23 protein-coding genes are annotated in these 24,062 nt (G+C 56.4%); 11 read left to right on the forward strand and 12 right to left on the reverse strand.

All coding sequences use genetic code 11. The features are described from left to right. The first annotated feature begins 12 nt into the window (after positions 1-12). Positions 13-123, forward strand: a complete 111-nt coding sequence (locus IK012_RS02725) for a hypothetical protein (RefSeq protein WP_290950203.1) — start codon at positions 13-15, stop codon at positions 121-123. 211 nt (positions 124-334) lie between these two features. Here IK012_RS02725 and groL read toward each other — a convergent pair whose 3' ends face one another. The 3 genes from groL to IK012_RS02740 all read right to left on the reverse strand — a co-directional run bounded on the left by groL (position 335) and on the right by IK012_RS02740 (position 2,958). Further along, the gene (gene groL / locus IK012_RS02730; RefSeq protein ID WP_290950127.1) at positions 335-1,969 is read right to left on the reverse strand and encodes a chaperonin GroEL; all 1,635 of its coding nucleotides are present in this window, start codon (positions 1,967-1,969) and stop codon (positions 335-337) included. Between the two features lie 114 nt (positions 1,970-2,083). Next, positions 2,084-2,365, reverse strand: a complete 282-nt coding sequence (gene groES, locus IK012_RS02735; protein WP_290950130.1) for a co-chaperone GroES — start codon at positions 2,363-2,365, stop codon at positions 2,084-2,086. Positions 2,366-2,607: 242 nt separating this feature from the next. Further along, a complete protein-coding gene (locus IK012_RS02740; RefSeq protein ID WP_367273764.1) occupies positions 2,608-2,958 on the reverse strand; it encodes a helix-turn-helix domain-containing protein in 351 nt (116 codons plus the stop codon). Between the two features lie 165 nt (positions 2,959-3,123). Between IK012_RS02740 and IK012_RS02745 the strand changes: the two genes are divergently transcribed. Then, complete coding sequence (locus tag IK012_RS02745) at positions 3,124-3,687, forward strand: DUF5662 family protein (protein WP_290950136.1); 564 nt, start codon at positions 3,124-3,126, stop codon at positions 3,685-3,687. Between the two features lie 60 nt (positions 3,688-3,747). Then, the gene (locus IK012_RS02750) at positions 3,748-4,581 is read left to right on the forward strand and encodes a S1-like domain-containing RNA-binding protein (protein ID WP_290950139.1); all 834 of its coding nucleotides are present in this window, start codon (positions 3,748-3,750) and stop codon (positions 4,579-4,581) included. A gap of 78 nt (positions 4,582-4,659) precedes the next feature. On the opposite strand, the gene IK012_RS02755 is transcribed toward IK012_RS02750, so the two are convergent. After that, the gene (locus IK012_RS02755; protein WP_290950142.1) at positions 4,660-5,376 is read right to left on the reverse strand and encodes an OmpA family protein; all 717 of its coding nucleotides are present in this window, start codon (positions 5,374-5,376) and stop codon (positions 4,660-4,662) included. Positions 5,377-5,577: 201 nt separating this feature from the next. Here IK012_RS02755 and IK012_RS02760 point away from each other — a divergent pair, with 201 nt between their 5' ends. Continuing rightward, complete coding sequence (locus IK012_RS02760) at positions 5,578-6,618, forward strand: hypothetical protein (RefSeq protein WP_290950145.1); 1,041 nt, start codon at positions 5,578-5,580, stop codon at positions 6,616-6,618. Between the two features lie 76 nt (positions 6,619-6,694). Here the strand turns inward: IK012_RS02760 and IK012_RS02765 are convergent, their stop codons facing one another. The 3 genes from IK012_RS02765 to IK012_RS02775 all read right to left on the reverse strand — a co-directional run bounded on the left by IK012_RS02765 (position 6,695) and on the right by IK012_RS02775 (position 9,420). Further along, complete coding sequence (locus IK012_RS02765) at positions 6,695-7,441, reverse strand: CAP domain-containing protein (RefSeq protein WP_290950150.1); 747 nt, start codon at positions 7,439-7,441, stop codon at positions 6,695-6,697. Next, positions 7,441-8,445: an FISUMP domain-containing protein gene (locus IK012_RS02770; protein ID WP_290950157.1), complete on the reverse strand. Its 1,005-nt coding sequence runs from the start codon at positions 8,443-8,445 to the stop codon at positions 7,441-7,443. The genes IK012_RS02765 and IK012_RS02770 overlap by 1 nt, the downstream gene beginning before the upstream one ends. 114 nt (positions 8,446-8,559) lie before the next feature. Beyond that, complete coding sequence (locus IK012_RS02775) at positions 8,560-9,420, reverse strand: phosphatase PAP2 family protein (protein ID WP_290950164.1); 861 nt, start codon at positions 9,418-9,420, stop codon at positions 8,560-8,562. Between the two features lie 34 nt (positions 9,421-9,454). Between IK012_RS02775 and IK012_RS02780 the strand changes: the two genes are divergently transcribed. Then, a complete protein-coding gene (locus tag IK012_RS02780; protein WP_290950171.1) occupies positions 9,455-10,387 on the forward strand; it encodes a metalloregulator ArsR/SmtB family transcription factor in 933 nt (310 codons plus the stop codon). 352 nt (positions 10,388-10,739) lie between these two features. Beyond that, positions 10,740-13,490 carry a hypothetical protein gene (locus IK012_RS02785; RefSeq protein ID WP_290950174.1) on the forward strand — a complete coding sequence of 917 codons (2,751 nt, stop codon included), beginning with the start codon at positions 10,740-10,742 and terminating at the stop codon, positions 13,488-13,490. A 56-nt stretch (positions 13,491-13,546) separates the two neighbouring features. Here the strand turns inward: IK012_RS02785 and IK012_RS02790 are convergent, their stop codons facing one another. Further along, positions 13,547-14,344 carry an HAD-IIA family hydrolase gene (locus IK012_RS02790; protein ID WP_290950177.1) on the reverse strand — a complete coding sequence of 266 codons (798 nt, stop codon included), beginning with the start codon at positions 14,342-14,344 and terminating at the stop codon, positions 13,547-13,549. 36 nt (positions 14,345-14,380) lie between these two features. On the opposite strand from IK012_RS02790, the gene IK012_RS02795 reads away from it, so the two are divergent. The 3 genes from IK012_RS02795 to metF all read left to right on the forward strand — a co-directional run bounded on the left by IK012_RS02795 (position 14,381) and on the right by metF (position 16,850). After that, entirely contained in the window at positions 14,381-15,082 is a 702-nt protein-coding gene (locus IK012_RS02795; protein WP_290950180.1) for a 16S rRNA (uracil(1498)-N(3))-methyltransferase, read from the forward strand. 155 nt (positions 15,083-15,237) lie between these two features. Then, positions 15,238-15,777, forward strand: coding sequence for a hypothetical protein (locus tag IK012_RS02800; protein ID WP_290950182.1), 540 nt, complete (start codon positions 15,238-15,240; stop codon positions 15,775-15,777). 182 nt (positions 15,778-15,959) lie between these two features. Continuing rightward, complete coding sequence (gene metF, locus IK012_RS02805) at positions 15,960-16,850, forward strand: methylenetetrahydrofolate reductase [NAD(P)H] (RefSeq protein ID WP_290950185.1); 891 nt, start codon at positions 15,960-15,962, stop codon at positions 16,848-16,850. 163 nt (positions 16,851-17,013) lie between these two features. Here metF and IK012_RS02810 read toward each other — a convergent pair whose 3' ends face one another. From IK012_RS02810 to IK012_RS02825, 4 genes are all read right to left on the reverse strand, one after another. Continuing rightward, complete coding sequence (locus IK012_RS02810) at positions 17,014-17,415, reverse strand: hypothetical protein (protein WP_290950186.1); 402 nt, start codon at positions 17,413-17,415, stop codon at positions 17,014-17,016. 108 nt (positions 17,416-17,523) lie between these two features. After that, a complete protein-coding gene (locus tag IK012_RS02815) occupies positions 17,524-18,114 on the reverse strand; it encodes an inorganic diphosphatase (RefSeq protein WP_173379237.1) in 591 nt (196 codons plus the stop codon). Between the two features lie 223 nt (positions 18,115-18,337). Continuing rightward, positions 18,338-19,696 (reverse strand): POTRA domain-containing protein, encoded by a 1,359-nt coding sequence (locus IK012_RS02820; RefSeq protein WP_290950190.1) that lies wholly within the window; start codon positions 19,694-19,696, stop codon positions 18,338-18,340. Continuing rightward, entirely contained in the window at positions 19,697-20,410 is a 714-nt protein-coding gene (locus IK012_RS02825) for a phosphatase PAP2 family protein (RefSeq protein WP_290950193.1), read from the reverse strand. It abuts the gene before it with no gap. 62 nt (positions 20,411-20,472) lie between these two features. Between IK012_RS02825 and IK012_RS02830 the strand changes: the two genes are divergently transcribed. Beyond that, a complete protein-coding gene (locus tag IK012_RS02830) occupies positions 20,473-20,937 on the forward strand; it encodes a hypothetical protein (protein WP_290950196.1) in 465 nt (154 codons plus the stop codon). 226 nt (positions 20,938-21,163) lie between these two features. Next, positions 21,164-23,905, forward strand: coding sequence for an ATP-dependent helicase C-terminal domain-containing protein (locus IK012_RS02835; protein WP_290950200.1), 2,742 nt, complete (start codon positions 21,164-21,166; stop codon positions 23,903-23,905). Positions 23,906-24,062: the final 157 nt, after the last annotated feature.

A 24,062-nucleotide genomic window follows, 5' to 3' on the forward strand; every position in this document is an offset into this window, starting at 1 on the left:
AGCATCCACAACCTGCACTTCTACCTGCACCTGATGCGCGAAGCCAAGCAGCATATCGCTGACGACACGTTTGAAGAATGGAAAAAGGAGAAGTGCGAAATACTGCAACGCGACCTTCAATAGTCGTTAGCATCTGGGAAAGGAGGGTGTTAGGGAGGGCGGAGCCTTCCCTAGTCATAGATGCCTTGCGATAAGCAAGGCATCAAACAGAGCGTGCAAGCCATATCCGAAACCAACTATATATAAAGGATTCGCATATTACGCAACAAAAAACACCCGGCCCATTGCTGAGCCGAGTGCGTTTGTTAGGAGGAGACTTTTTGTCGGTGGCTGATTACATCATGCCGCCCATGCCACCCATGCCCGGGTCCATGGCAGGAGCTGCCGGCTTCGGTTCCTTCTTCTCGGTGATCACGCAGTCAGTCGTGAGGATCATCGAGGCGATGGAGGAGGCATTCTTGAGGGCCGTGCGGGTCACCTTGGCCGGGTCGATGACGCCAGCCTTGATGAGGTCTTCGTAGGTGTCGGTCTTGGCGTTGTAACCGAAGGCGTCCTTGCCTTCCTTGACCTTGTTGACCACCACGGAGCCTTCGAGGCCCGCGTTCTGCACGATCTGGCGGAGCGGTTCTTCGATAGCGCGGCGGATGATGGCAGCGCCGGTCTTCTGGTCGGAGTTGTCAAACTTGAGGGCGTCAATGGCCTTTTCGGCACGGATGAGGGCAACGCCACCACCCGGAACGATACCTTCTTCGACGGCAGCGCGGGTTGCGTGCATGGCGTCGTCGACGCGGTCCTTCTTTTCCTTCATTTCGACTTCGGTAGCGGCACCGACCTTGATCACGGCCACACCGCCGGCGAGCTTGGCCAGGCGTTCCTGGAGCTTTTCGCGGTCGTAGTCGCTCGTGGTGGTTTCGATTTGCTTCTTGATCTGACCGATACGGCCCTTGATGGAGGCAGCGTCGCCAGCACCTTCGACGATCGTGGTGTTGTCCTTCGTGATGGTAATGGACTTGGCCTGGCCGAGAACCGTGACCGGAGCGTCTTCGAGCTTGGCACCCGTGTCTTCGGAAACGAGCATACCACCGGTGAGGATGGCGATGTCTTCGAGCATGGCCTTGCGGCGGTCACCGAAGCCCGGAGCCTTGACGGCAGCGACCTTCAGGGTACCACGCATCTTGTTCACGACGAGCGTTGCGAGAGCTTCGCCATCGACGTCTTCGGCGATGATGAGCAGCGACTTGCCCTGCTTGGCAACGTGTTCGAGCATCGGGAGAAGATCCTTCATGGTAGAAATCTTCTTGTCGTACAGGAGGATGTACGGATTCTCGAGGGAGACTTCCATGCTGTCGGTGTTAGTGACAAAGTACGGAGAAAGGTAGCCGCGGTCGAACTGCATACCTTCAACGACGTCGAGGATGGTGTCGGCGGTCTTGGATTCTTCGATGGTGATGACACCGTCGTTGCCGACCTTTTCCATGGCGTTGGCGAGGAGGTCACCGATTTCCGGGTCGTTGTTGGCGGAGATGGTAGCGACCTGGGCGATGTGTTCCTTGCCGTTGATCTTCACGGCCATCTTGCCGATTTCCTTGATGACGGCGTCGACGGCGGCGTCCATACCGCGCTTGATGTCCATCGGGTTTGCACCGGCGGCCACGTTCTTGAGGCCTTCGCGAGTGATAGCCTGGGCGAGCACGGTAGCAGTGGTGGTACCGTCACCGGCAGCGTCGCTCGTCTTGTTGGCGACTTCCTTGGCCATCTGGGCGCCGAGATTTTCGTAGGCGTCTTCGAGTTCCACTTCCTTGGCGACAGTCACACCGTCCTTGGTCACGTTCGGGGCACCGAAGGAGCGGGCGATCATCACGTTACGGCCCTTGGGGCCGAGAGTTACCTTGACAGCGTTGGCGAGCTTGTCCACGCCCTTCATGAGGGATTCGCGAGCTGCCACATCAAACTTGAGTTGCTTTGCCATTTTGATTTTTCCTTTTTTTTAAATTCTGTGGTTACTCGTCACTAGTCTTTGGTTACTGGTTTTTTAATCGCGGCTTCGCCGCCCAGCTAGGAACTAGCGACTATTGACTGGCGACTAAAGAGTCGCGATGACGTCCGGTTCCTTGACGATGAGGTAGTTTTCGCCGTCGACGGTGACTTCGGTGCCGCTGTACTTGCCGTAGAGCACCACGTCGCCCACCTTGACTTCCATGGGGATAACATCACCCTTGTCGTTCTTGCGGCCCGGGCCCACTGCCACGACCTTGCCCTGCATGGGCTTTTCCTTGGCATTGTCCGGAATGAAGAGACCCGAGGAGGTCTTCTGTTCGGCTTCGGCCGGCTTGACGACGATTCGATCTGCTAAAGGCTTGATCATTTTACTTTTCCTCTTTTTTGCGGGCTGCTTTCGCAATGCCCTTTGTTTAAACTTTGGTCCAAACTGGACTATTTTCGCCCTTTCATCAGCAAAAGACGTGCCAAATTCGTTTCGGCACGAAGTTTGCAATTACAGGGTGAAAAGAGGCTCAAATCCGCAAAGAAAGTCCACCGGGGTGTTTAAAAACAAAACACTTTTCAAAAAGTGTTTCAAAATTAAACATTTTTGGCGGTTCAAATCTTTCAGACTCCGTCGTCGTGATTCCCGCAATGGGCGCGCAAGTTCACGATATATTCCATCGCCTTGTTCTTCGACTCGACCTTCCCTTGACGGGCGAGCGATTCCGCCTCGCAAATGCGTACGAACCGACGCATCAGTTCGACCGGCGAAATTCCGAGGCCCTGCGCCAGCACGCAAAACGTTTGAAACGATGCCACCCGCTTGCCGCTTTCCATCATCGAGATGGACTGACGTGTAAGCCCCGCAGACTTAGACAACTCCGTCTGCGTAACCAGCGTATTGCGTCGTACTCCTATGAGCAATTTCTGAAAAGCCGTCGCGAAGACGGCAGAATCTTTGAAGTCCATTCCCATATATATAAATTAACAAGTGTATTACAAATTAGTGAAAACTTATGACAACAAAATGCTGATTATATTATTTTTTACATACCATAAAATGCAAAACTCCTGTTTTTGGGGACGCATTTTCCAAATATCCACGAAACGCGCGCCCGCAAATTTCCTATCGTTTACCGCATGAGTTTTCACCCGATAAGGCACTTCATCACCATCACGAGACACCGTCACGAAGTCGTACGCCTCTGCTTCAAAGCCGGCATCGGGTTCCAGGGATTCTTCCACGACCTCTCGAAGTACTCGCCCACCGAGTTCCTGCCGGGAGCCCGCTACTACAGCGGCAAGGAATCGCCGAACAACGGGGAACGCCGCGACACGGGAATGAGCCTCGCATGGATGCACCACAAAGGCAGGAACAGGCACCATTTCGAATTCTGGTACGACTACGAGATGGCGACCAAGAAAATCGTGCCGATGGACATGCCCGACCGCTACATAAAGGAAATGTTCTGCGACCGCGTCGCCGCCTCCAAGACGTACAACAAGGAAAGCTACACGCAGGAATCTCCCCTGCTCTACCTCACGAAGAGCACCGCGAAGGAAAAGATGACGGAGAACACCTACAAGAAACTCCTCTTCCTGTTGCAGATGCTGGCCGAGAAGGGCGAAAAAGAAACGCTGAGGTTTATTCGCCGCTGCAAGGACCTGCCCCTCGCCGAAATCGACGGCAAGCAGCTTCCCTAAAATTCTATATTTAACGTGTCGCGGATGGTCGCGGCAAATCACCAGGACGGAAGGACCAATATGGAAATCGGAAAAATCAACCGCGCGCGCGTCGACGCCGTAATGCCCCAGGGCTTCTACCTCGAACTCGAGACCGGCGGCCGCGTGCTGCTCCCGGGTAACAAGAACCAGTTCACGCTCGAAGAGGGCGAGATCATCGACGTGTTCGTCTACATGGATTCCGAGGACCGCCCCATCGCGACTCTCGACAAGCCCTTCGCCCAGGTAGGCGAATTCGCCGTCCTCACCGTGAAGGACGTGAACCGCGTGGGCGCTTTCTTGGACTGGGGCCTCAACAAAGACCTTTTCCTCCCCTACAAGCAGCAGCTCGGGGAACTGCGCAAGGGCGACCGCTGCGTCGTCTACATTCTCGAAGACGAGAAGAGCGGACGTCTCGTGGCGACCGAAAAAATCAAGAGCTTCTTGGACATGGACACGAGCGAACTGCATGTGGGTCAGCGCGTCCAGCTCGCCGCATACGAAGTCACGCCCGATTACGTGGAATGCCTCGTGGACTACCGTTACACCGGAAGGCTGCAGGTGACCCCGGGCATGGACCGCATCTACATCGGCGACACGATGCCGGGATTCATCCAGCGGTTCACTGCCGACGGGAAAATCACCCTGAACCTCACGCCCGTTGGCTACAAGGGAATTATGCAGAGCGACAGCCCGAGCGCCATCATGCACAAGCTCGAGGAAGCCGGCGGATTCTTGCCCTACGGCGACCACAGCAACCCCGAAGCCATTCGCCAGGAATTCGGCATCTCGAAAAAGACCTTCAAGAAGATTATCGGCGGCCTCTTCCGCGACGGAAAAATCGCCATCGAAGAAGACGGCATCCGCGCCATCTAGCATTCATCTTTCACGAAATAAAGAAAACCCCGGACTATGCCGGGGATAAAACGTTTTGGACAAGAGTCGGCTAGTCCGTTACTCTTCGGAAATATTCACCTCGTCCTTGTTCACGACGCGAATCTCGATGCGGCGGTTCTGCATGCGGCCCGCCTCGGTGCCGTTGTCCGCCTTCGGGCGGCTCGAACCGTAGCCCACGGCCGTCACGCGGTCCTTGGAAATTCCCTTGCGAATCATGTATTCCATCACGCTGTTCGCACGGTCTTCGGAAAGCTTTTGGTTCAGTTGGTCACTGCCTTCGCTGCTCGTGTGACCTTCGATTTCGACTTTCGCCTTCGCGTTTCTCTTGAGCCCAGCAATGGCGTTGTCGAGCGTGCGGAGCGAGTTCGGGATGAGTTCCGCGCTGCCCGCCTTGAAGTTCACGCCCGTCAGTTCCGCACGCGTATCGTCGAACAGCACCGTAATGCCGCCCGTGCTCGCCGTACGCGACACATAGGGAGTCTCGCCGCATTCATAGGGGCCAGTAAGGCTTTCGCAGAGGATGGTATACGTGTCCTCGCGCGGAATGAGGAAAGCGGTTTCACCGTACATGTCGGTCGTGACCGCGATCTTGTTCTTCGGCTTCCTCTGGCCCACGAAGACGAGCTTTTTCTTGGCCTGGGGAACGTCATCGTAGTTCGTGTAGGTCACGTTCAGCACCGCATGGGTCTTGTTAGGGGCAAGTTCTGCGGCGAAAGGGGCTGTACACACGGAGGCAAGCACGGAAAGCGCAATGACCGCGGACAATTTTCTCATATATACCTCGAAGGAGATCCCCGGAACGTTTTTCGGGGCGATTCAACACATCCGCGCCCAAAAATATATAATATCGGCACAAAATGACACAAAAAAAGTAGAAAAGAAGATTTTTTCGTTTCCAAAAACGGCGCATAATTCTATTTTTTGCATTAAATACAAGCATTTCGATGCTTAAGGGTACAAATTTTAGGAGAGTTCATGAAATACAGCAAGATTGCTGCCGCCCTGGTATTGGGCATGGCCACATTCGCTTCCGCCCTCGACGGAGACTTCAGCCTGAAGGGTAACGTTCAGACCCAGGTCGTCAAGTCTATCGCCAACGACTCCACCAACATCAACGAAGGCTGGATCCGCGCCAACGTTGGCGGACAGTACAAGGGCGAAAACCTGGAAGCCCTCATCATGCTGCGCATCTTCGCGCCGGAATTCGGCAACAAGATCGGCGACAAGATGTACGACAAGATTCTCGCCGACCTCTACTGGGCGAACTACAAGTGGAAACTCGGTGAAAAGGACATGCTGAACCTCAAGATCGGTCGCTGGAAGACGGACTGGTCGCAGTCCACCCACTTCGGTACCTACGTGGACAAGGACCTGACCAAGCGCGGCCTCTGGATGCGCGACTACAGCCACAACGCTGTGGAACTCGGATGGAAGCACGGCCTGAGCCAGTTGAACGCGATGCTCGCCATCCAGGACAACAAAGCGGACCGCGGCTACGTGCGCATCGAAGAAGACATGAAGTTTACCTTCCCGCTCGAAATGAAGGTGGCCTACCGCTCCAACGTAATCGACGTGATGCAGCATACCGCCTACCTGACACACCGTCTGGCCGCCTACGCCAGCTACAACATCATTCCCGAGCTGCGCGCCTACGGTGAATACTCCTGCGTCTACACCCAGGACGACGACCTCGACAAGAGCGCCAATAACTATCTCGCTCCGGAAACCAAGTACTACCTTCCGGGCATCTACTTCCAGCCGTTCTACCTGGGTCTCGACTTCGCACCGAAGAGCGGCATCCTGAACCTGCTCATGAGCAACCTCATGGTGGAATGGGAATTCATCGACAAGCGCGACAACCTGGAAGCCAAGGCAAAGCACACCTACGACGACTGGGCATGGACCGTCGCCTGGGTCAAGAAGATCGCTTCTACCAAGCTGCAGTTCAGCGTCTACAGCGAAAAAGAAATCAGCGACGTCGCCTTCGCTTTCCGCCTGACCACGACGATAAAGTAATAGATTCTCCTCCAACAAAAAGCCGCCGGCATCCATGCCGACGGCCTTTTTTGTTAGGAGGGGACGTTCTTGCAAATCAATAGAAATTCATGTTGAACCAGGCCTTGGAGCCGTCTTCGCTATACGCGATTCCGCAGGCGAGCGACTTGTAGGACGTGTTCCTCATGTTCAGGTAATGCCCGATGTAGCCGTAATCGGAATCCTTTTTCGGGTCGCGTTCGCCGCTCGTCACGAGCTTCTTCTCGTCGTCCCACATCATCTTCACGTAGGCATCGACAATCTTTTCGGGAGTGTTGTACCTCGACGTCACCACATTCGGGCCGGTATTCTGCGCGAACTCGTTGCAATCGCCAAAGTTCGCATGGCCCTTGCCCGATGCCATGTCATCGGCGGCCTGCTTGACCACGCACTGTTCGCGTTCTTCGCTCGCACGCGCGAGGGGCGGAAGGTCCTCGGTAGCGCGCTTCGCGTTTACGACCTCGAGGCAGTAGTCTCGCCAGTCTCCCGAGGCGGTCTCGGAACTCGACATCGGTTCAGCCGTACTCGATGCCGCAGGAGCCTCACCCGCAGAAGAAGCCGGAGCCTTCGCGCTGGAACTGCTTGCGGGCTTGGTATCGCCAGCATCTTCCACGTTATCCTTTTTCCAGTCTACTTTCACGCTATCCGCAGGTTTGTCACCCGGGATCTGGATGTCGATGGTGTCGCCGGTATCGACGCAGCTTCCGGCACAGTTCCCCGAGGAATCGTCGGAACAGCCCGCCGCAAAGAACGCTACGACAGAAACTGCCGCGCATATTTTAAACAAGCTTATTTTCCTATTCATCAGTTCAACTCCGTTACACAACGTACATAAAGGCCTTTCTGCACATTCTGGTCCGTGCGGTCGATACTCTTCGCCTGGCGCCTGAATTCCCACGAGCGCCCCGTGTTCTTCATGATGGAAGTCGAGGACCAGTAATGCCCGGTCACCTCGCTATTGCAAAAGCCGTCCCAGTCCTTGCAACCGCCACGCCCGAGGTTGTCCCAGTTGAGCTTCGCGCGGTCCTTCTGGAAGTCGCGCCACTCGCCGTCATCGGGCAGGTGCCAGCCCGCGGGGCAGGCCTTCTTCGCCTCGTTGTAGGTATAGAACCGGCCGAATTTTTTGCAGTACACGGAATCTTCGAGCAAACACTGCTTGGCGCTGGAGAGGCTGTACTTGAGATTCGCCAACATCCACAACTTGTCATCGCGCAACTCCACCTTGTACTTCTGGTTGTCACGCGGGTCGGTCATCTTCATCTCCTTGCGGTCGACGAACTTTTCGGCATACAGGTCGCGTTCCGAAACACAGCGCACCGTCACCACGGCCTGAGGCGGAAGGTTCACGACCTTCGAGTTGCCGCGCTTCACGTCGAGCATCATGGCGCGCACGCCGTTAGTATCCTTCAACGCGAAATATGCGGCGTCCTTTCCCTGGATCTTGTGCTTGGGATCGGCAAGGTCGTAGAATCCGCGCGTCTTGCCGGCAAAAGACTTCACATTAGACAGCTTGCGCGGGCCGGTAAACCTGTCCTTGGCGAAGGCCGTCCATTCAACGACATCGGGAACATGCGTGCCAGCGGGGCACGAAGCGGACCAGTCCGCCTGGCGGTAGTAGGCATTTTTTGCGCCGTCCCTGAAAGAAACACTTTTTTGAAAAGAAAGGTTGTCTGTAAACCAGTTCAAATTGCCCGAAGGCATCGACTTATAGATTTTTCCGTCGCGACTATCACGAATCGAAAAATCCGCATAGGATACTTCTGTAACAACGATCAAGGCCACTGCCAAACGGCCGACAAAACTCAACATTCCACACCTCTGAGGGGTTTTAACTTTTTTTGTAATATATATACGCAAACCGAAAAAGGAGCATGCAAAAAATTTTTTATGATTTATATCAAATTCGCAATTTTCGCCTATTCGCTAGAAAACGAAAGCTAGGGATGCGCCTTCGGGGCCAGCCCAGATGCCCGCCAGGGAAACTGGGCCAATTTGTACCGATTTTTTGTGAATTTTGATGACGGCGAGGCTGATTCCCGCCCCGGCGAGGGCTCCAACGGCGACATCGGTCGGAAAATGCCGGCCGGCGGCAACGCGCAACACCCCGACAAGACTGGCAAGCGAAAGGGAGGTCACCCACACGAGCGGCTTGTACCTGGAATTCGGATAAAATTCGGAGAACCATTCACCGGTAAACACGGCTATCGTGAACGCGGCGGAAGCATGCCCGCTGTAGAAGCTCCCGTACGCTTCGCCCTCCGCGGCGGATGCCGCTTCCGCGCCGTCGCCTTCGATCGCGTACATGTAGGGGCGCGGCCAGAACGAGAGGGTCCGTACGAGCAGGTTCACGCCGTTCTGGAGGGCGAGCGCCTGCGCAAGCATCAAGGTGTAGGCAGCGAGATCCCCGCCCGAAGCATCGCCCTTGTACCACGAGAACGCCCCCAAAGCAAGAGGCGCCACCCCGAGAGCGGCCGACCAGGTGCTGACATCCGCGCAGGCCTTGCAGTAACGGCCCGCAACCGGGCGGTCCCACGGCAGGAGGTCCGAGACATCCCTCATTTCGGCATTCACGGCCATCTTGTGCAGCCTGTAGTCGCCGTAAACGCTGACGAAGCCCGAAAGGAACGTGAGCGGGAGGTCCCTTTCAAGCGATAAGTCATAATGCCTTTCGATAAAATTCCTTTCCGGCACCGGGTCTACGGCCAAAGTATCGGGAACCTGCGCATACGCCGCACCCGCGAGGAGGGCGACAAAAAAACACCATTTCAGATTCCGCAAGAACACCCGACAAAGTTAATTAATTATATTGAATTGCACTATGCAACGTGAACCGATTACATCGACGATGGATTTCTTCAACGCCGTATCCGACGAGATGAGGCTCAAGATTCTGATGCTCCTCGACCTCGCGGAATTCACCGTGAACGAAATCAAGGACATTCTGGATATCCACCAGAGCAACGCCAGCCGACACCTCGCCAAGCTTTCCGCCTGCGGGCTCCTGAAGGACCGCCGCGACGGCATCAAGGCCTACTACCGCCTGAGCGAAGAACTCCTGATGAGTAACCGCGTCCTCTCCGTAATCCGGGACGCCTACGGCGAACTGCCCGACAAGGACGTGCTCCGTTGCCGCGCCGAACAGGTTCTGCAAGAACGCACCGACAAGACAAAGGGGCAAATCCACAAGCTCGACCAGGCCGGCGGAAGCCTCAAGGCCCAGATTAGCCTGTTCAGCAAGCTCATGCAGCCCTTCGAAAACGCCGTGGACATCGGCTGCGGCGAAGGCGGAGACCTCTCGCTGATGCTCGCCAACCGCTGCAAGGAAGTCACCTCGCTCGACTGCGACCCGAAAGTCATCAGCGGCCTGCAGAAAATCCTGAAGCAGAAGAACATCAAAAACGTTACGCCCAAAGTAGCGGACATGACGAAGACGGGACTGCCCGAAAACTTCGCCGACCTCGTGCTCATGAGCCAGGTGCTCCACCATGCGACCGACCCGCGGCTCGCCCTCAAGGAAGCCATCCGCATCCTGAAACCGGGCGGAACGCTCGCCCTCCTCGACCTTGCGCAGCACAAGGAAGAATCCTTCCGCACGACTCACGGGCACATATGGCTCGGGTTCGACCAGAACCAGCTCGAATTCTTCGTAAAGGAATTCAACTGCACCATCGTCGAAAGCGAAATCATCCCGAGCGAAAACGAGGTAGACAAGAAGCTCCCCGTCATCTGCATGATTCTAACAAAATCGTAGCGGATTTTTTCAATAGAACACCATAATTATAAAATTACGCTTGCTTTTCATCGAAAAAAAGGTATTTTATTGCAAAAACAACCGCTGGAGGTTTTTTATGGCTAAAATTATCAAGATCATCGTGATTGCCGCCGTCTGCGTCATTTCCGCATTTGGCATTTACAGCCTCATCCAGTACAACAAGGTCGACGAACACACCGCCGACTAAGCAAGTTCTATTCACTTAGATATCAAAACCGGGCCTCGGCTTCGGTTTTTGTTGTTTCATCATTTTCAAACAACCGGCAACCAGCGGCTAGCAACCAGCGACTAGCAACTAGTAACTAGCGGCTAATAATCTATATTTCAGGACATGAATTTCCTGAACAAGAAGCCTGTTTTCTTTGCGGTGACGGCCGCTACTTTCTTCGCAATTCTCCTCATCGTTTTCCGCGGGTTCGCATTCGACGATAGCCAGCTGATGCTCAACAGCGACCAGCTGAATGGTATCGGCAGCCGCATATTGCGCGCCGAAAACGCCATCGTGACCGAATGGGACGACAGCCGCCTGGGCGGCGTGCCTACGATCGACGCCCTGTTCGCCGACGCCTACCACCCGCTGGTATGGACGCAGTTCCTGATGGACCCCGCACGCGCCGTGGGCTTCAAGTTCATGCTCACCGTATGGGTCGCCTTCATGAGCGCGATGCTCTTGGCCTGGAACCTCACGGGCAACCGCTGGTGGGGCGCCCTCCTCGGGTTCCTCTACGCCTTCTCGCCGGAATACTTCACCTACATCTACGGCGGACACGACGGCAAGATGATGGTTTTCGCCATCGCGCCGCTCGCCCTCCTCGCCATCAGGAAGGTTGTCCGTAACGGAAGCCTCCCCTACCTGATTGTACTCGCGCTTTCCATCGCGTGGATGATTCTCGGAAGCCACCTGCAGCTCACGTACCTATTCCTGTGGGGCGCCGGATTCTACACGTTGTACGAAGCCGCATTCCACTGCAAGACGTTCGCCACCCGCGGGAAGCGCGTCGGGCTCGCCGCCGCGGGCCTCGCCTTCGGGCTTGCGCTCGCCTGCTTCCAGCTGGTACCGCCTTACCTGTACACGACCACGCAGTCGGTCCGCGGCGAAGGCGACCACACCAACTACGGGCATGCCGTCAGCTGGTCCTTGCACCAGGAAGAACTCGCACAGATGCTCCTGCCGGGATTCATCGGCGTGGACGTGTACGAGCAGGATCCCCAGAGCGGTGACCTGAAGGGCAGTTCGTTCGTGAACGTCACCATGGACGAATACCGCAAGATGGGCACCTCCGGAAGCCCGTTCTACTGGGGCCACAACAGCTTCAAGCTCGACCACAACAACGCGGGCGCGCTCCTCACCTTCCTCGGATTCCTCTGCCTGTTCTTGCCCGGCAAGCGCCGTTGGGCCACGTTCTGGGCCGTGGGCGCCGTACTCGCCCTCAGCTACGGCATGGGCGCGCACTCTCCGCTCTTCAAGCTCTGGTACGCCATCCTCCCCGGCGTCAAGAATTTCCGCGCCCCGGGCATGGCCCTGTTCTGGCTCCCGCTCCTACTCGTGATGATGGCGGGCCCCGTGCTCCGTGCGATTACGGACAAGGAACAAGACATCGCCAGGAACATCCGCGCCCTCACGCACGGCGCCGCGATGTTCGCCATCCTCCTGTTGCTGGTCGTCATCGCGCGCTACAACTGGACCACGTTCATCGGACCTGTCGGGCTTGTCGCCTGCATCTTGTACGGTATCGCCTGCATCGGCGTGATGAACCTCGATGACCAGGGCAAGGAGTTCTCCTTCGCCAACCTGATTGACGCCTACAAGGCCAAGCTGTCCGGCTCGAACCTCATCGTTCAAGCCTGCGTGGTGCTCGGGTTCACCGCCATCGGCGCATTCCTCATGAGCGGGCAGGACCTGCTTGCCGACCCGGTCGCCGGCCCGTACTTTAAGCCTCTCAACGAAATCGTGATGAACGCGACCGCGGGCACCGTGATTCCGGGATTCGTCCTCATCCTCGTCATTGCAGGCGTAACTCTGTTCATTTTCCGCTGGAATGGTTCCATCGCCTACAAGGCTGGCATTCTCGCCGTCGCCGCCGCGGTAGAACTGTTCTTCATCAACGGGGCGTTCATCCAGAACGTTCCCGCAAACGAATACCTGCAACCGAAAAACCCGGTCGTAAGCGCATTCAAGGCGCCGTACAAGACCGATTCCCTCAATACGCCGCGCGTGCTTTCGCTTTCGCGCAACAAGGCGCTCGGGGCCAACGCCTTCCCGCAGTACCACCTGCGCAACGCCGACGGATTCCACGACAACGAACTTGCAAGCTACCGCGAATTCCGCGGCGGCCAGCAGAACGCGAACTACCTGTTGAACATCAACAATCCCGAAGCCGCCCATCCGTTCCTCGACCTCATGAACATCGGCGCCATCATCTTCGACAGCCGCCAGGGAACGACATTCATGCCTATCCAGACGGCCATGGGCGAAGCCTATATCTACGGGCAGTCCGTGACGATGGACGATGCAAGCGCCATCAAGACTCTCCGCGAAAAGGCAGCCATCCGCAAGCCCAAGGCCGAGGAGAGCGCACCTGTCGCCGCAGAAGATTCAACGGCCGCAGCAAGCGATTCGACCGCAACTGAAACCGCAGCGGCGGAACCCGAACAGGCCGCCGAAGCGGCACAGCCGAAGGCCGAACCCGAAGATGACAGTTTCTACTACCGCGAGACGGTGATCCTCTCCGAGAAGCCGGAACATGAAGGCGAAGGCGGCGTCGCGAACGGATACGCAAAGCTTGTCGCAAGCCCCAAGATGGACACGCAGGTGTTCGAGGTGGAAAGCGACCGCGCTGGCTTCATGGTCGTCGCCGGCAACTACCACCCCTACTGGAACGCAACCGTGAACGGAGCACCCGCCAAGGTCTACAAGGCATTCGGCACGCTCCGCGCCGTCGAAATTCCGAAGGGCAAATCCGAAGTCCACATGGAATACCGGAGCAAGCCGTTACACGCCTGCATCAAGGTGAGCGCGTTTGCGGCAGTACTCCTCATCGCGCTCGGAGTCTTTGTCGCCTACAGGCAGAAGAAAGCTTAATGGATGTCCTTGCACGCTTGCGTTTACAGCGCTGCGGTGCTGTGGCATGACGCCGACTAAATTTTTCCGGCGAAGAAGCTATCGAAATCGATATCCTTGACGCTCTCTACGATGAACTCGGGCTTGGTCTCGAGTTTTTTTACATCTTCGAGCTTGGTCTCACCGCATAGTGGGAGCACGAACCTGCAGCCGGCGCGCTTCGCGAGTTCGAAGTCCGTATAGAGGCGGTCGCCCACGAACAGGATTTCTTCGGGAGCGAAATTTTTCAGCACGCCCGCAAGCATCGCCGGGTTGGGTTTTCCGAAACTGCGTTCCGGTTCCACGCCGTACGCCGTCTTCAAAAGCGCCATGAAGCTCCCGATATCGGGCACGGGGCCGTTAGCATCGGGGCACACGAAATCGGTATGCGTCACCCAGAACGGGATGCCGCGCTGCACGCGGAAACTGAGTTCGCAGAGTTCGCGGTAATCAAAGCTGTTGTGGTAGGCGACGAGCACGAGTTCCGTATCTTCAACCGACGGATTCAAATTCAAACTCGGGTCCTGCGCGGCAAACCACTCGTACACTTCGGGGTTCGCGAAAAAGAACACGTTCTTGATGCCCTTCTCGTGGATGGCATCGAGCGAGAGGTACAAAGCCGAGATGATGGAATCGTCGCGGAGCGGAAGCCCCATCACCTTCAGGCGGTTCTCGTAAAAGACGGGCGACTTGCTCGTATTGTTGCTCAGGTAATAGACCGGCACGCGTGCCGCCACGCGCTTTACCGCTTCTACGGCACCCGGATAAGGACGACCGCTGAGGTACAGCGTCCCGTCCAAATCGAAGACTACGGCTTTTACCGACTTGTGTTCCATGAGCACCAATGTAGAAAATTTTCTACCTTGTACTGCATGAAAACACCCGACAGCCGTTTCTACTGCCCGCAGATTGCAGTGGGCGAATTCGACCTCGACGAAAACGAGAGCAGCCACGCCGTGCGCGTATGCCGTGCAGCCGCAGGCGACACGTTGCAGCTTTCCGACGGGAACGGCCACTACGCGGATGCGATTATCGTAAAAGCCGACCCCAAGCAATGCAGGGTCCGCATCGACAGTTTCGAGACCGCGGGTACGGAACGCCCCAAGCTGAGCCTCGCCATCGCCTGCCTCAAGGACGACGCGCTCGAGGAAGTCGTATTCCACGCCGCGCAGACAGAAATTGACACAATCTATTTCTTGAGGACGGACTTCTCGCAGGAACCGAAGAACTCCGACCTGCACAAGCTCGTACGCCGCGCCGAACTCAAGAGCCTGGTGAGCCTCAAGCAATCCAGGAAACCGTGGCTCACTCGAATCGAAGGCCCCGTAGAATTCGACAAGTGGCTTTCCGCATACGAAGGCGACCTCGTGCTCTGTGACATCGACGGCCAGAAGGCTGCGCCCTCCATAGAGCGCCCGACCGCTCTCCTCATCGGGCCGGAAGGCGGCTTTTCGCCCCGGGAAATCGAAGCCGTAAAGAACTACAACCGCGGAAAATCGACGCCCATCAGCCTCGGGAAAACACGCCTGAGGGCAAGGACCGCGGCCATCGTCGCCCTCGGAAAATTCTTCTAAATCGCCGAATTTTCGCTTTATTCAGCAATTATCGCCGTTAATCACCAAAAAACGAGTTTTTTTCCATTACGGCTTGACTTTGACATTTGTTTAAAATATTTTTGCTTAAAGACTTCATTTAGGCCCAAGAAGGGAAAACAAAAAAGGAGTTATATATGAAGAAGTTGATTGTTGCCATCGCCGCGGCATTCCTCATGATCGGCTGTAGCTCTACCCCGCAAGAAAAATCTGCAGACAAGCTCATCGAAATGCAGATGCTCAAGAAGAAATACCTCAAGGACAACATTCCCGCCGGCATGGGCATCGGAGTCTCCACCAACGAACAGCTCGCTTTGGAATTGGCCGACCAGAACGCCCGTGTAGACCTCGCCAAGGTAATCGACGCGCAGACGAAGGCTCTCGTCAAGAACTTCAAGGAAGACGTGAACGACCAGGTCGCCGAACACTTCCAGACCACCTCCAAGACCGTCGTGGACACCCACATGAGCGGCGCCACCCTTACCGACGTGCAGGTAGAAACCACCGAGGACGGCCACTTCAAAGTTTACGGAGTCATGGCCCTCAACGCGAACCTCGTCGATGAACTCGTCAAGAGCCTCCAGGCATCCGGAACCTACGACGATGCCATCGCCGGCAAGATCCGCGCAGCCGCCAGCAAGGCCTATACCGAACTCGACGGAGAAACCGCGAAATAGTCGAAATCTCGCAAATTGCGCCATTTTGAACGGGACCGGCTTCGCCGGGCCCTTCTTTTTTTTGGTTTTCTGAAAAAAAAAGCCCCCTTTCCCCACCAATTTTTGTTATATTTGCATATATCAAAATATTTGCATAAACCAAGCGTGGTAGACCGGGCCACGAAAAACAACCGCGAGGTGACATGAAAATCGTCGATATCCTGAAGCAAGACAAGATGAGCCTTTCGTTCGAAGTATTCCCGCCCAAGAAGGAAACCAGTTTCGAAAGCGTCAGGACGGCAACGGAAGCCATCGCGGCACTCGGCCCCGCGTTCATGAGCGTCACCTACGGCGCGGGTGGCGGCGTGAGCCACTACACCCTCGACATCGCGAAGAACCTCAAGCAAAAATTCGGCATCCCGATGCTCGCCCACCTCACCTGCGTTTCGAGCAGCAAGGATACGGTGCACCAGCGCATCGACGAAATGAAGGCCGCAGGCATCAAGAACGTGATGGCCCTGCGCGGCGACCTCACCCCGGAACTCCTCGAGAAGGGCCGCGACAACTGCGACTACCACTACGCCGTGGAACTCATCCGCGAACTCAAGGAAAGCGATTCCGACTTCTGCATCGGCGCGGCCTGCTACCCCGAAAAGCACCCCGAAAGCGCGAACCAGGCCGAAGACATCAAGCACCTCAAGGAGAAGGTCGACGCGGGCGCAGACTTCCTCACCACGCAGATGGTCTTCGACAACAACCTGTTCTTCAGTTTCCTCTACAAGCTGCGCGACGCCGGCGTGAACTGCCCCGTGCTCCCCGGCATCATGCCCATCACGAACGCGAACCAGGTGGAACGCGCCATCAAGCTTTCGGGTTCCTTCATGCCGCAGCGCTTCAAGTCGCTCGTCGACAAGTTCGGGAGCGATCCCGAGGCCATGAAGCAGGCGGGCATCATCTATGCGGCCGACCAGATTATCGACCTGTACGCGAACGGCATCACGAACGTACACGTGTATTCCATGAACAAGCCCGACGTGGCCGAAGGCATCTTGAAGAACGTCTCCGCGATTCTCGGAAAGAATTTCTCGGCATAAGCAAACACCCCCGGCTTACGCACGAGGGCATCACCATTCACCGATAAAATTTGACGACCATTTCCACAATCGGAGATGGCCGTTTTTCAATTCTCGCCGAGGCACAAAAAAACGCCTTCCCATGAGCAGGGAAAGCGTCAATTAGACTTGTGACTAGACCGGACTAGCGGTCGTGGATATCCACGCACTCACGCACGTTACGGGCAGCAAACATACGGCCACGGCGCGGGTCAAGGCAATCCACGCGACCCGGGTGGTTGCGGTGGAAGTCAACCGTCATCCAACGGGTACCGTCGTTGCAGAAATAATCCCAACGGCCTTCGGCGTCACCACGGTCGCAGCGGCCTTCGATCATCGGACGGCGGTTGCGGTAGTCAACGCGGTAATGATGTTCACGCGGACGGCAATCCGGCTTCTGGAAGCGGCATTCGAGGCGTTCACGCGGAGGAGGCGGAGGAGGCGGATTGTGGTGTTTGTTGTTTTCAACGCGAACGCTGAAGCCAGCCCAAGCACCGGAAGAGAGCAGCAGGGTCGCTGCAAGAACTGCTAAAAGGGATCGTTTCATTGTTTCTCCTTATTATAAAAGCGAAAAAAAACGTTGTTTTCCAAATATAAGTTAAAAATCTTCGAAAAGACAATAACCCGAGGAAAAAAAAGCAAAAACAAGGCCAAATTAAATCAATTCATCGGGCGGAAGGTGTTCTGCGCTCTCCGGTTCCTGGTAGAACGACTCGGGCACCTGCACCTGATTCTGGAAATAAGCCCTGTGTGCAGCAATCACGCGTTCGCGGGCGAACGCGGCATCCTGCCATTCGCCGATCTGCACGTCCTTGCCTTCCAGTTCCTTGTAGTTCTGGAAGAAGTTGCGCGTGATGCGCAAAAACATCTGGTCGACATCACCTATGTCCTTGATGGGCCTAGGGTTAAATGTCGGAACGCCAAGCACCTTGTAATCCTTCTTGCCGCCGTCAGTCATGTCGAGGGCGCCGATTACGCGGCAGGTGCACACAGAACCCGTCATCATCGAGGCGGGGCTGTAGATGAGCATATCGAGCGCGTCGCCGTCGTCGGCCTTGGTGCTCGGGATAAAACCGTAAGTGCAGGGGTAGCTCATGGAGCTGAGCAGGCAGCGGTCCAGGCGGAACACGTGCAGGCGTTCGTCATACTCGTACTTGAGGCTGGTATCCTTGCCGATTTCCACGACGCAGTCCACTTCGTAGGGGTACTTACGTCCGATGGGGAGATCCAGATAGTTAATTGCCATTTATACTCCGAAGGCTCGACGTCGGGCCTATTTTTCATTTTTTGGTCAAATTGTTAACACAAATTTAACCTTTTTATAACAAATAGTCAAGGCGAAGCGGTTTTCTGGAACGTCGAACGAGCGGTCTCCGCGAGCCGGAGGCGGCTCGTATTGACGAGCCGTCAAAGGCGAGAGCGAGTGAGGATCCGGAGGTTTCAACGCCTGGAACGTCGAACGAGCGGTCTTATCTACTTCTCCAACGTGATGACGTGACCTTGTCAAACAGCCCGAAGTAAAACACCGGCTCGCCCTTGTCGGGGCTGTACCCCACTTCGAAACGGATGCGGTCGAGCGCCGGAATCACCAGGTGGATACCGCCATAGACGGCACCCTCGTAATTATCCCAGCCGGGGCGGCCCTTGTCCCAGAGCAGGCTCCCGTCGAAGCCGGCCACAAGCTGCACCCCATAGAAGAAGTTTATGCCCCAGATGCTCGCGGCGTGCCTTTCCATAAGCACGAAGCGTTCCTCGAGCGTGAGCAAGGCCTCGTGGACCCCAAGAGAGCCCGAGTCGGCCTCGTGCCCGCGAAACGTATTGGCGCCGCCATGGTAGTAGTAATCGTAAAATTCCACATCGCCCGGACGGTAACGTACGAGAGCCGTCGCACCCGTTATAAAACGCCCGAAGGTCTTGTAGGCCCGCGCATCCGTCAAAAGTTCCCAGTAGTTTTCGCCCTTCAGCGAAGAACACTCCAGGCCCTCGCCGCATTCGCTGTTGCTCACCATGAAGTTCGAACCCGCGCCCACATGGGTGAGCATGTATTCGAAATACGTTCCCTTGCGGGTATCCAGCTTGCTGTCGCGGTAATCCAAGGCAATGCCGGCACCGATTTCAGGTAGGATAGCCCCGCCCCACGTGGATATCATGCGCAAGGCCGCCGTGCCAAGCAGGGAAAAATGTTCCTTCACTTCGTAATCCACGTCAAAATCCCACAGCAGACTCCTTTCCGGGAAATCCCTGATTTCGTCGTAGCTGTCGGTCATCAGGAACTCAAAATTCCACCCGAGCGGCGTCCCGAACAGGTAAGGGGAACTGGCGTAGAAAGCGACCTCGTTCTTGTCGAAAAACGGGTCGACCGTCGTGCGGTACTGGACTTCGAGCCGGATATCCTCGCCCAGCACGTTGATGTTGGCCAGCGCAAGGCCGAGCATCAGGCCGTCACGGTCGGTCTTCTTGCCCGCGGGCGCGGGAATCCAGCGGAATATTTCCTTGAAATGGTACGTGAGCTTTATGGAAGTCGGTTCGGCAAGCTCACCAACCTTGTCGCACGAGACGGTAATTTCGGTGAACAGGTCAAGGTCCTGCAGGCGGGCTTTTTCAATCTCGAATTTTTCCTTCGAGAACGCCTCCCCCACACGGTTCAAGAGTTCGCGTTCCACCACGCGGGGCTTCGTATGCTCGAGGCCCTTGAAATCCACCTGGGCAATCACCGTTCCCTCAGCGCACCCCGAAACAGCCGCCTTGCCGGAATCCGGAGCGGCAACCTCCGCAAACGAAAGCGCGGCAAAGAAAAGAACAAGACAAAGGGACTTACAGCGCAGCATTTATTTTGTCCTCAGCTTTTTAAATTCAGCGCGAGCCTTCTGCATGTCCGCCGTAAAAGCAGGTTCGGCATGGAGCCTCGCAAAAGCCGCAGAGACAATCACCTTGGACGCATCCACGTCGCTCTGCCAGTGGAAACCCGCGATGACACGGCTCTGGCCCCATTCATAGGCGTACTTCAGCACGGCATCGGCAGCATCCGGATTGATTTCTACGAGCACCAGCGCAAATGTCCAGGCGCGGACCGTATGCCCCGAAGGGTACGAACCGTTATTCCGCAGTTTGTCTTCTTCCTCGGGAATCAAGGTCGGCTCATTGAAGCGGTCGTACGGGCGCCTGCGCATGTAATGCTTCTTGAACTTGCTGCTCTTTATGGTCTGGATAGACCGTTCCAGGACATTCATGATGGCGGGAGTTTTCTTGGCCGAAATTTCCATGCCGAAGGGCTCGCTGAACATCTTGGCCATACTCGCCGGGTCCGAGACCGCCTGCGCTATGGCGAGGGCCGCACGCGCAGAATCGGCACGCATGGACTTGCCCCACATATACTGCGAAACATCGTACTTAAACTGGGCCGAAGCCGTATCGGGCGGAGGCGGGTAAAAAACGAGCGCATCGGGCATTTTATCGATGTCGACATAGGGCTTTACATCCTTTGCCTGGGCAAAGGCTAGCACAAGGACAAGGATTAGCGGAATAATTCTAAAACGCGGCATATTCACAAAATAAAAAATTTCTATATTTGCGTCGTCGCAAATTAGCTTTTTTGAGGTTTGTCATGTTAGACTTTCTCGCAAACTACTGGCCCTGGCTCATCGCCGTCGTCGTCGTGGTCCTGGCCGTTTTCGCATTCCGCGGGCTCCGCAAGGCCCTCAAGGAAGGCGGTGGCGCATTCAATCTTGAAACCATCAAGAAGAATACCGACCCGAACTTCGCCGCCCTGAAGCAGAAGTCCAAGGCGCTCCTCGCCGACGCCGACATGATCTGCGAAACGAAGGAAGGCAGCAACCTCGTCATGCCCAAGAAAGAGGACATGATGTTCTTCCGCCGCGCCGTGAAGCAAAAGTACAAGCTCGCCATGTTCCTCGTGCCCGGCACCAACAAGGTCGTGTACTTCTTCTGCAAAACGGAACAGGGCCTGCGCCGCCGTATCGAGAACCTGGTCATCAACCAGAAGTTCCGCGAAGGCAAGCCGCCTTACATCGACGCCGCCACCGGCGAAAAGCTGAAGTACCCGAGGTAACCAAAGGTCACCAGTTGCTAGTTCCTAGCGGCTAGGTAACTGGCAGGGGAAAGCCTTCCCCTGGCTCGCACAGCGACCTCGCTGTTGCTCGCCACCCCTTCTAGCGGGGACACCCCGCAACGCCCCATCGCGACCGTTCGACTCAAATGCAATATAGACACCTCCGGTCTCGTCTCACTCTCGCCAACAAGACTCGTTAAGACGAGTCGATTACGGCTCACGAATCATGACCTACAACGACCTTGCATTAGCGGAAGAAGAAAACAAGCTGGAGGCTGCGATTGCGCAGTCGAATAACCTGCTTATCGAAGCGCCCACGGGGTCGGGCAAGTCGCTGTTCATTCCCTACTTTTTAAGCAAGCACTGCAAGGGCCGCGTCGTCGTGCTGCAGCCCCGCCGCATCGCCGCCCTCGCGCTGGCGCAGTTCTCCGCGAAGCTGCACAACGAGCCCTGCGGCAAGACTGTCGGTTACCAGTTCAGGCAAGACAGTTGCAAGAGCGAAGGCACGCGCATCTTATTCCAGACGTACGGAAACTTTTTGCAGGAACTGCTGCACGGCAAACTAGATGCCGACTGGATCGTGTTCGACGAATACCACGAACGCAAGGCCGACATGGATTTGCTATTCGCGTATTTCTTGAAAGGGAGATCCCCGGCCAAGCCGGGGATGACAGCTCCGCGTGTGAGCCGAAGCGACCATGCGCAAGCTGGTCGCGAAGGCGAGAGTGAGGCGAAACCGGAGGTTCTTCAAAGCAATAGAGCCGAACGGCCTCGTATCGCGGTGATGTCGGCGGCGCTGAACCGCGAGGAACTCGAAGCGGTTCTCGGCGTCAAGTGTTTAAGCCTCGGCCACCCGCTCTACCCCGTCCAGATTATCAACCAGACTCCCGCCACAGGCAACTCGCTCGTTTCGGGCGTTGGCCTTGACGCCGAAGTGGTGCGGGCGCTAAAGACGCTCTACCGCAACAACATCTGGCAGACGACTCTCGTATTCTTGCCGGGCAAGGCCGAAATCGCCCGCTGCCACAGCGCCGCCTCCGAAGCGCTGGGCAACAACTGCGCCGAATTCCTGGAACTCTACGGTGGGCAAGACCGCGAAACGCAAGACCGCATTTTCGAAGTGACGGAACGCCCGCGAGTCATATTCACCACGAATATCGCGGAAACCTCCATCACCGTCCCGAACGTATCGGGCGTCGTCGACTCCGGCATCGAACGCGTGAGCCTCTACGACGACAGCGAGAAGGTGAATGTGCTCCGAACGCTCCCCATCTCGATGCAGAACGCCATCCAGCGCAGCGGCCGTAGCGGCCGTACGCAGAACGGATGCGCCATCCGCCTCTGGAGCGAAGAATCCGAAAAGCGCATGCCCCAGGGAATCGTCCCCGAAGTATTGCAGATTGAACCTTCGGAACTGTTGTTGCAGAAGGCCGCGCTGGAAAAAATAGACGAAAGCCGATTCCGAACCAAGTTCGGAATGACGCTGCCGACGGCGATTCCGGAAGCGCGCGCCCAGGCCGCCACGAAGCTTCTCGAAGGTTTCGGGATGCTCAGCGATGGAGCCATCACGCCCCTCGGGCTCAAGGCCATCCGCACTCCTGTTTCGAGCATCCCGCTCGCGCTGCTCCTCGCCACCGCAAACGGCCCCCAGGACCTCCCCGACTTACTCCTCGCAGCGCTCGCATGGATTCACTCCGGCACGGAATTCCTGCAAAAGGCGAAGGTCGCCTACGACATCCTGACGCTCGCGAAGGACACTCTAGACAAGGCCGTGAATGTCCCGCGGGAAGTGAGCTTCACGCTAAGGCAGTTGAGAGATTACCGTGACGGAATGACGAATAAAAACGGTCATGCCGAAGAACGTCATGCCGCAGCGCCGCAGGCACAAGGGCATCCAAGGGCACTCTTGCCAAATAAAACTAATGGGCACTCTTGCCTTGCTACGCAGGGCTGCAGTGCGACGTGGTGTGACGAGCAGGCATTCGTCTGCAAGCAACTGCTAAAGGCCTTCCCAGACAGGCTCGCCACTCCGAGCGGAAGTGCGTACAAACTAGCAAACCAGAACGTCATCCGTCTGCAGGTCGCCGAACCGCCGTACGCGATTCTCGCGCTCTCGATGCTCCGTACCGGCACGACCAAATCGGAACTCAAGGTAAACCTCTACGCCGCAATCGCAAAGGAAATGCTTGCCGGCGAAAACGCCACCACGCGCTACGAACTGCTTTGGCGCAGCGGGCAGGAAAGGTTTATCGGTGTCGAAATATCCGAAAGCGAAAACGCCGACGGTACCGTTACCGAACTCTCGCGCAAGGAAATCCTCACGCAGGAAGCCTCGCCCAAGGTCCTCGAAGAACTGAAGAAACTTACCGTCGACGCCTGGAGCGAGAAGATAGAGAAGGAAAACTGGAGCGGCAAGTACCTCACCGAGGACATCCAGACGCTCCTCACCAAGATGCGCCTCGCCGCGAAACTCTACCCCGAATACGGGCTCCCCGAATTCAACGACGAAGACACGGAACTGATTTTCGACGAGTTCACCAGCGGAAAGTTCCTGCTGCGCGACATCAACGAAGACCGCTACCGCAACATTGTCGAGGACTACTTCGGAAAGTCCATGCTCGCCTGGCTAAACAAGACATTCCCCGACCATTACGTGCTCCCGAACGGAAAGCGCGCCCGCTACAGCTACCAGGCCGTAGCACCAAGCGACGACGGCAAGTCCGTACAGAGCATCGACGGCGTGCTTGTGGAAATTTCCGCCCGCATCGAGGACTTCATGCAGTTGCGCGGCGAACACAAGATTGCCGAAGGAAAGCTCAAAGTCCGCTACGACATCCTCGCGCCGAATTTCCGCACCATCCAGAAGACCTGGGACCTGACGGGATTCTGGCAGAACACCTACGCCGAAGTGCGCAAGGAACTGCGCGGCCGCTACCCCAAGCATCCCTGGCCCGAAAAGGTGGAATAGTCCCTCCAGCAAGACGAAAAAAGGGACCCGCCGGCGAAGCCGGCGGTTCTTCATATACGGGCGTAGCCCTACAATACTAGCGGCGTGCAAGGGCACGCACGTCAATCTGCCACCTGCAAAAGTCCTTACTTGGCCGCCCGTAAACGGGCACTACTTG

It is taken from the genome of Fibrobacter sp. (genome assembly GCF_017551775.1).
GTDB lineage: Bacteria > Fibrobacterota > Fibrobacteria > Fibrobacterales > Fibrobacteraceae > Fibrobacter.

Bases quoted from the DNA above. Each gene is read 5' to 3' on its own strand.
- groL (WP_290950127.1), bottom strand. From the start codon at position 1,969: ATGGCAAAGCAACTCAAGTTTGATGTGGCAGCTCGCGAATCCCTCATG.
- groES (WP_290950130.1), bottom strand. From the start codon at position 2,365: ATGATCAAGCCTTTAGCAGATCGAATCGTCGTCAAGCCGGCCGAAGCC.
- IK012_RS02740 (WP_367273764.1), bottom strand. From the start codon at position 2,958: ATGGGAATGGACTTCAAAGATTCTGCCGTCTTCGCGACGGCTTTTCAG.
- IK012_RS02745 (WP_290950136.1), top strand. From the start codon at position 3,124: ATGAGTTTTCACCCGATAAGGCACTTCATCACCATCACGAGACACCGT.
- IK012_RS02750 (WP_290950139.1), top strand. From the start codon at position 3,748: ATGGAAATCGGAAAAATCAACCGCGCGCGCGTCGACGCCGTAATGCCC.
- IK012_RS02755 (WP_290950142.1), bottom strand. From the start codon at position 5,376: ATGAGAAAATTGTCCGCGGTCATTGCGCTTTCCGTGCTTGCCTCCGTG.
- IK012_RS02760 (WP_290950145.1), top strand. From the start codon at position 5,578: ATGAAATACAGCAAGATTGCTGCCGCCCTGGTATTGGGCATGGCCACA.
- IK012_RS02765 (WP_290950150.1), bottom strand. From the start codon at position 7,441: ATGAATAGGAAAATAAGCTTGTTTAAAATATGCGCGGCAGTTTCTGTC.
- IK012_RS02770 (WP_290950157.1), bottom strand. From the start codon at position 8,445: ATGTTGAGTTTTGTCGGCCGTTTGGCAGTGGCCTTGATCGTTGTTACA.
- IK012_RS02780 (WP_290950171.1), top strand. From the start codon at position 9,455: ATGCAACGTGAACCGATTACATCGACGATGGATTTCTTCAACGCCGTA.
- IK012_RS02785 (WP_290950174.1), top strand. From the start codon at position 10,740: ATGAATTTCCTGAACAAGAAGCCTGTTTTCTTTGCGGTGACGGCCGCT.
- IK012_RS02790 (WP_290950177.1), bottom strand. From the start codon at position 14,344: ATGGAACACAAGTCGGTAAAAGCCGTAGTCTTCGATTTGGACGGGACG.
- IK012_RS02795 (WP_290950180.1), top strand. From the start codon at position 14,381: ATGAAAACACCCGACAGCCGTTTCTACTGCCCGCAGATTGCAGTGGGC.
- IK012_RS02800 (WP_290950182.1), top strand. From the start codon at position 15,238: ATGAAGAAGTTGATTGTTGCCATCGCCGCGGCATTCCTCATGATCGGC.
- metF (WP_290950185.1), top strand. From the start codon at position 15,960: ATGAAAATCGTCGATATCCTGAAGCAAGACAAGATGAGCCTTTCGTTC.
- IK012_RS02810 (WP_290950186.1), bottom strand. From the start codon at position 17,415: ATGAAACGATCCCTTTTAGCAGTTCTTGCAGCGACCCTGCTGCTCTCT.
- IK012_RS02815 (WP_173379237.1), bottom strand. From the start codon at position 18,114: ATGGCAATTAACTATCTGGATCTCCCCATCGGACGTAAGTACCCCTAC.
- IK012_RS02820 (WP_290950190.1), bottom strand. From the start codon at position 19,696: ATGCTGCGCTGTAAGTCCCTTTGTCTTGTTCTTTTCTTTGCCGCGCTT.
- IK012_RS02825 (WP_290950193.1), bottom strand. From the start codon at position 20,410: ATGCCGCGTTTTAGAATTATTCCGCTAATCCTTGTCCTTGTGCTAGCC.
- IK012_RS02830 (WP_290950196.1), top strand. From the start codon at position 20,473: ATGTTAGACTTTCTCGCAAACTACTGGCCCTGGCTCATCGCCGTCGTC.
- IK012_RS02835 (WP_290950200.1), top strand. From the start codon at position 21,164: ATGACCTACAACGACCTTGCATTAGCGGAAGAAGAAAACAAGCTGGAG.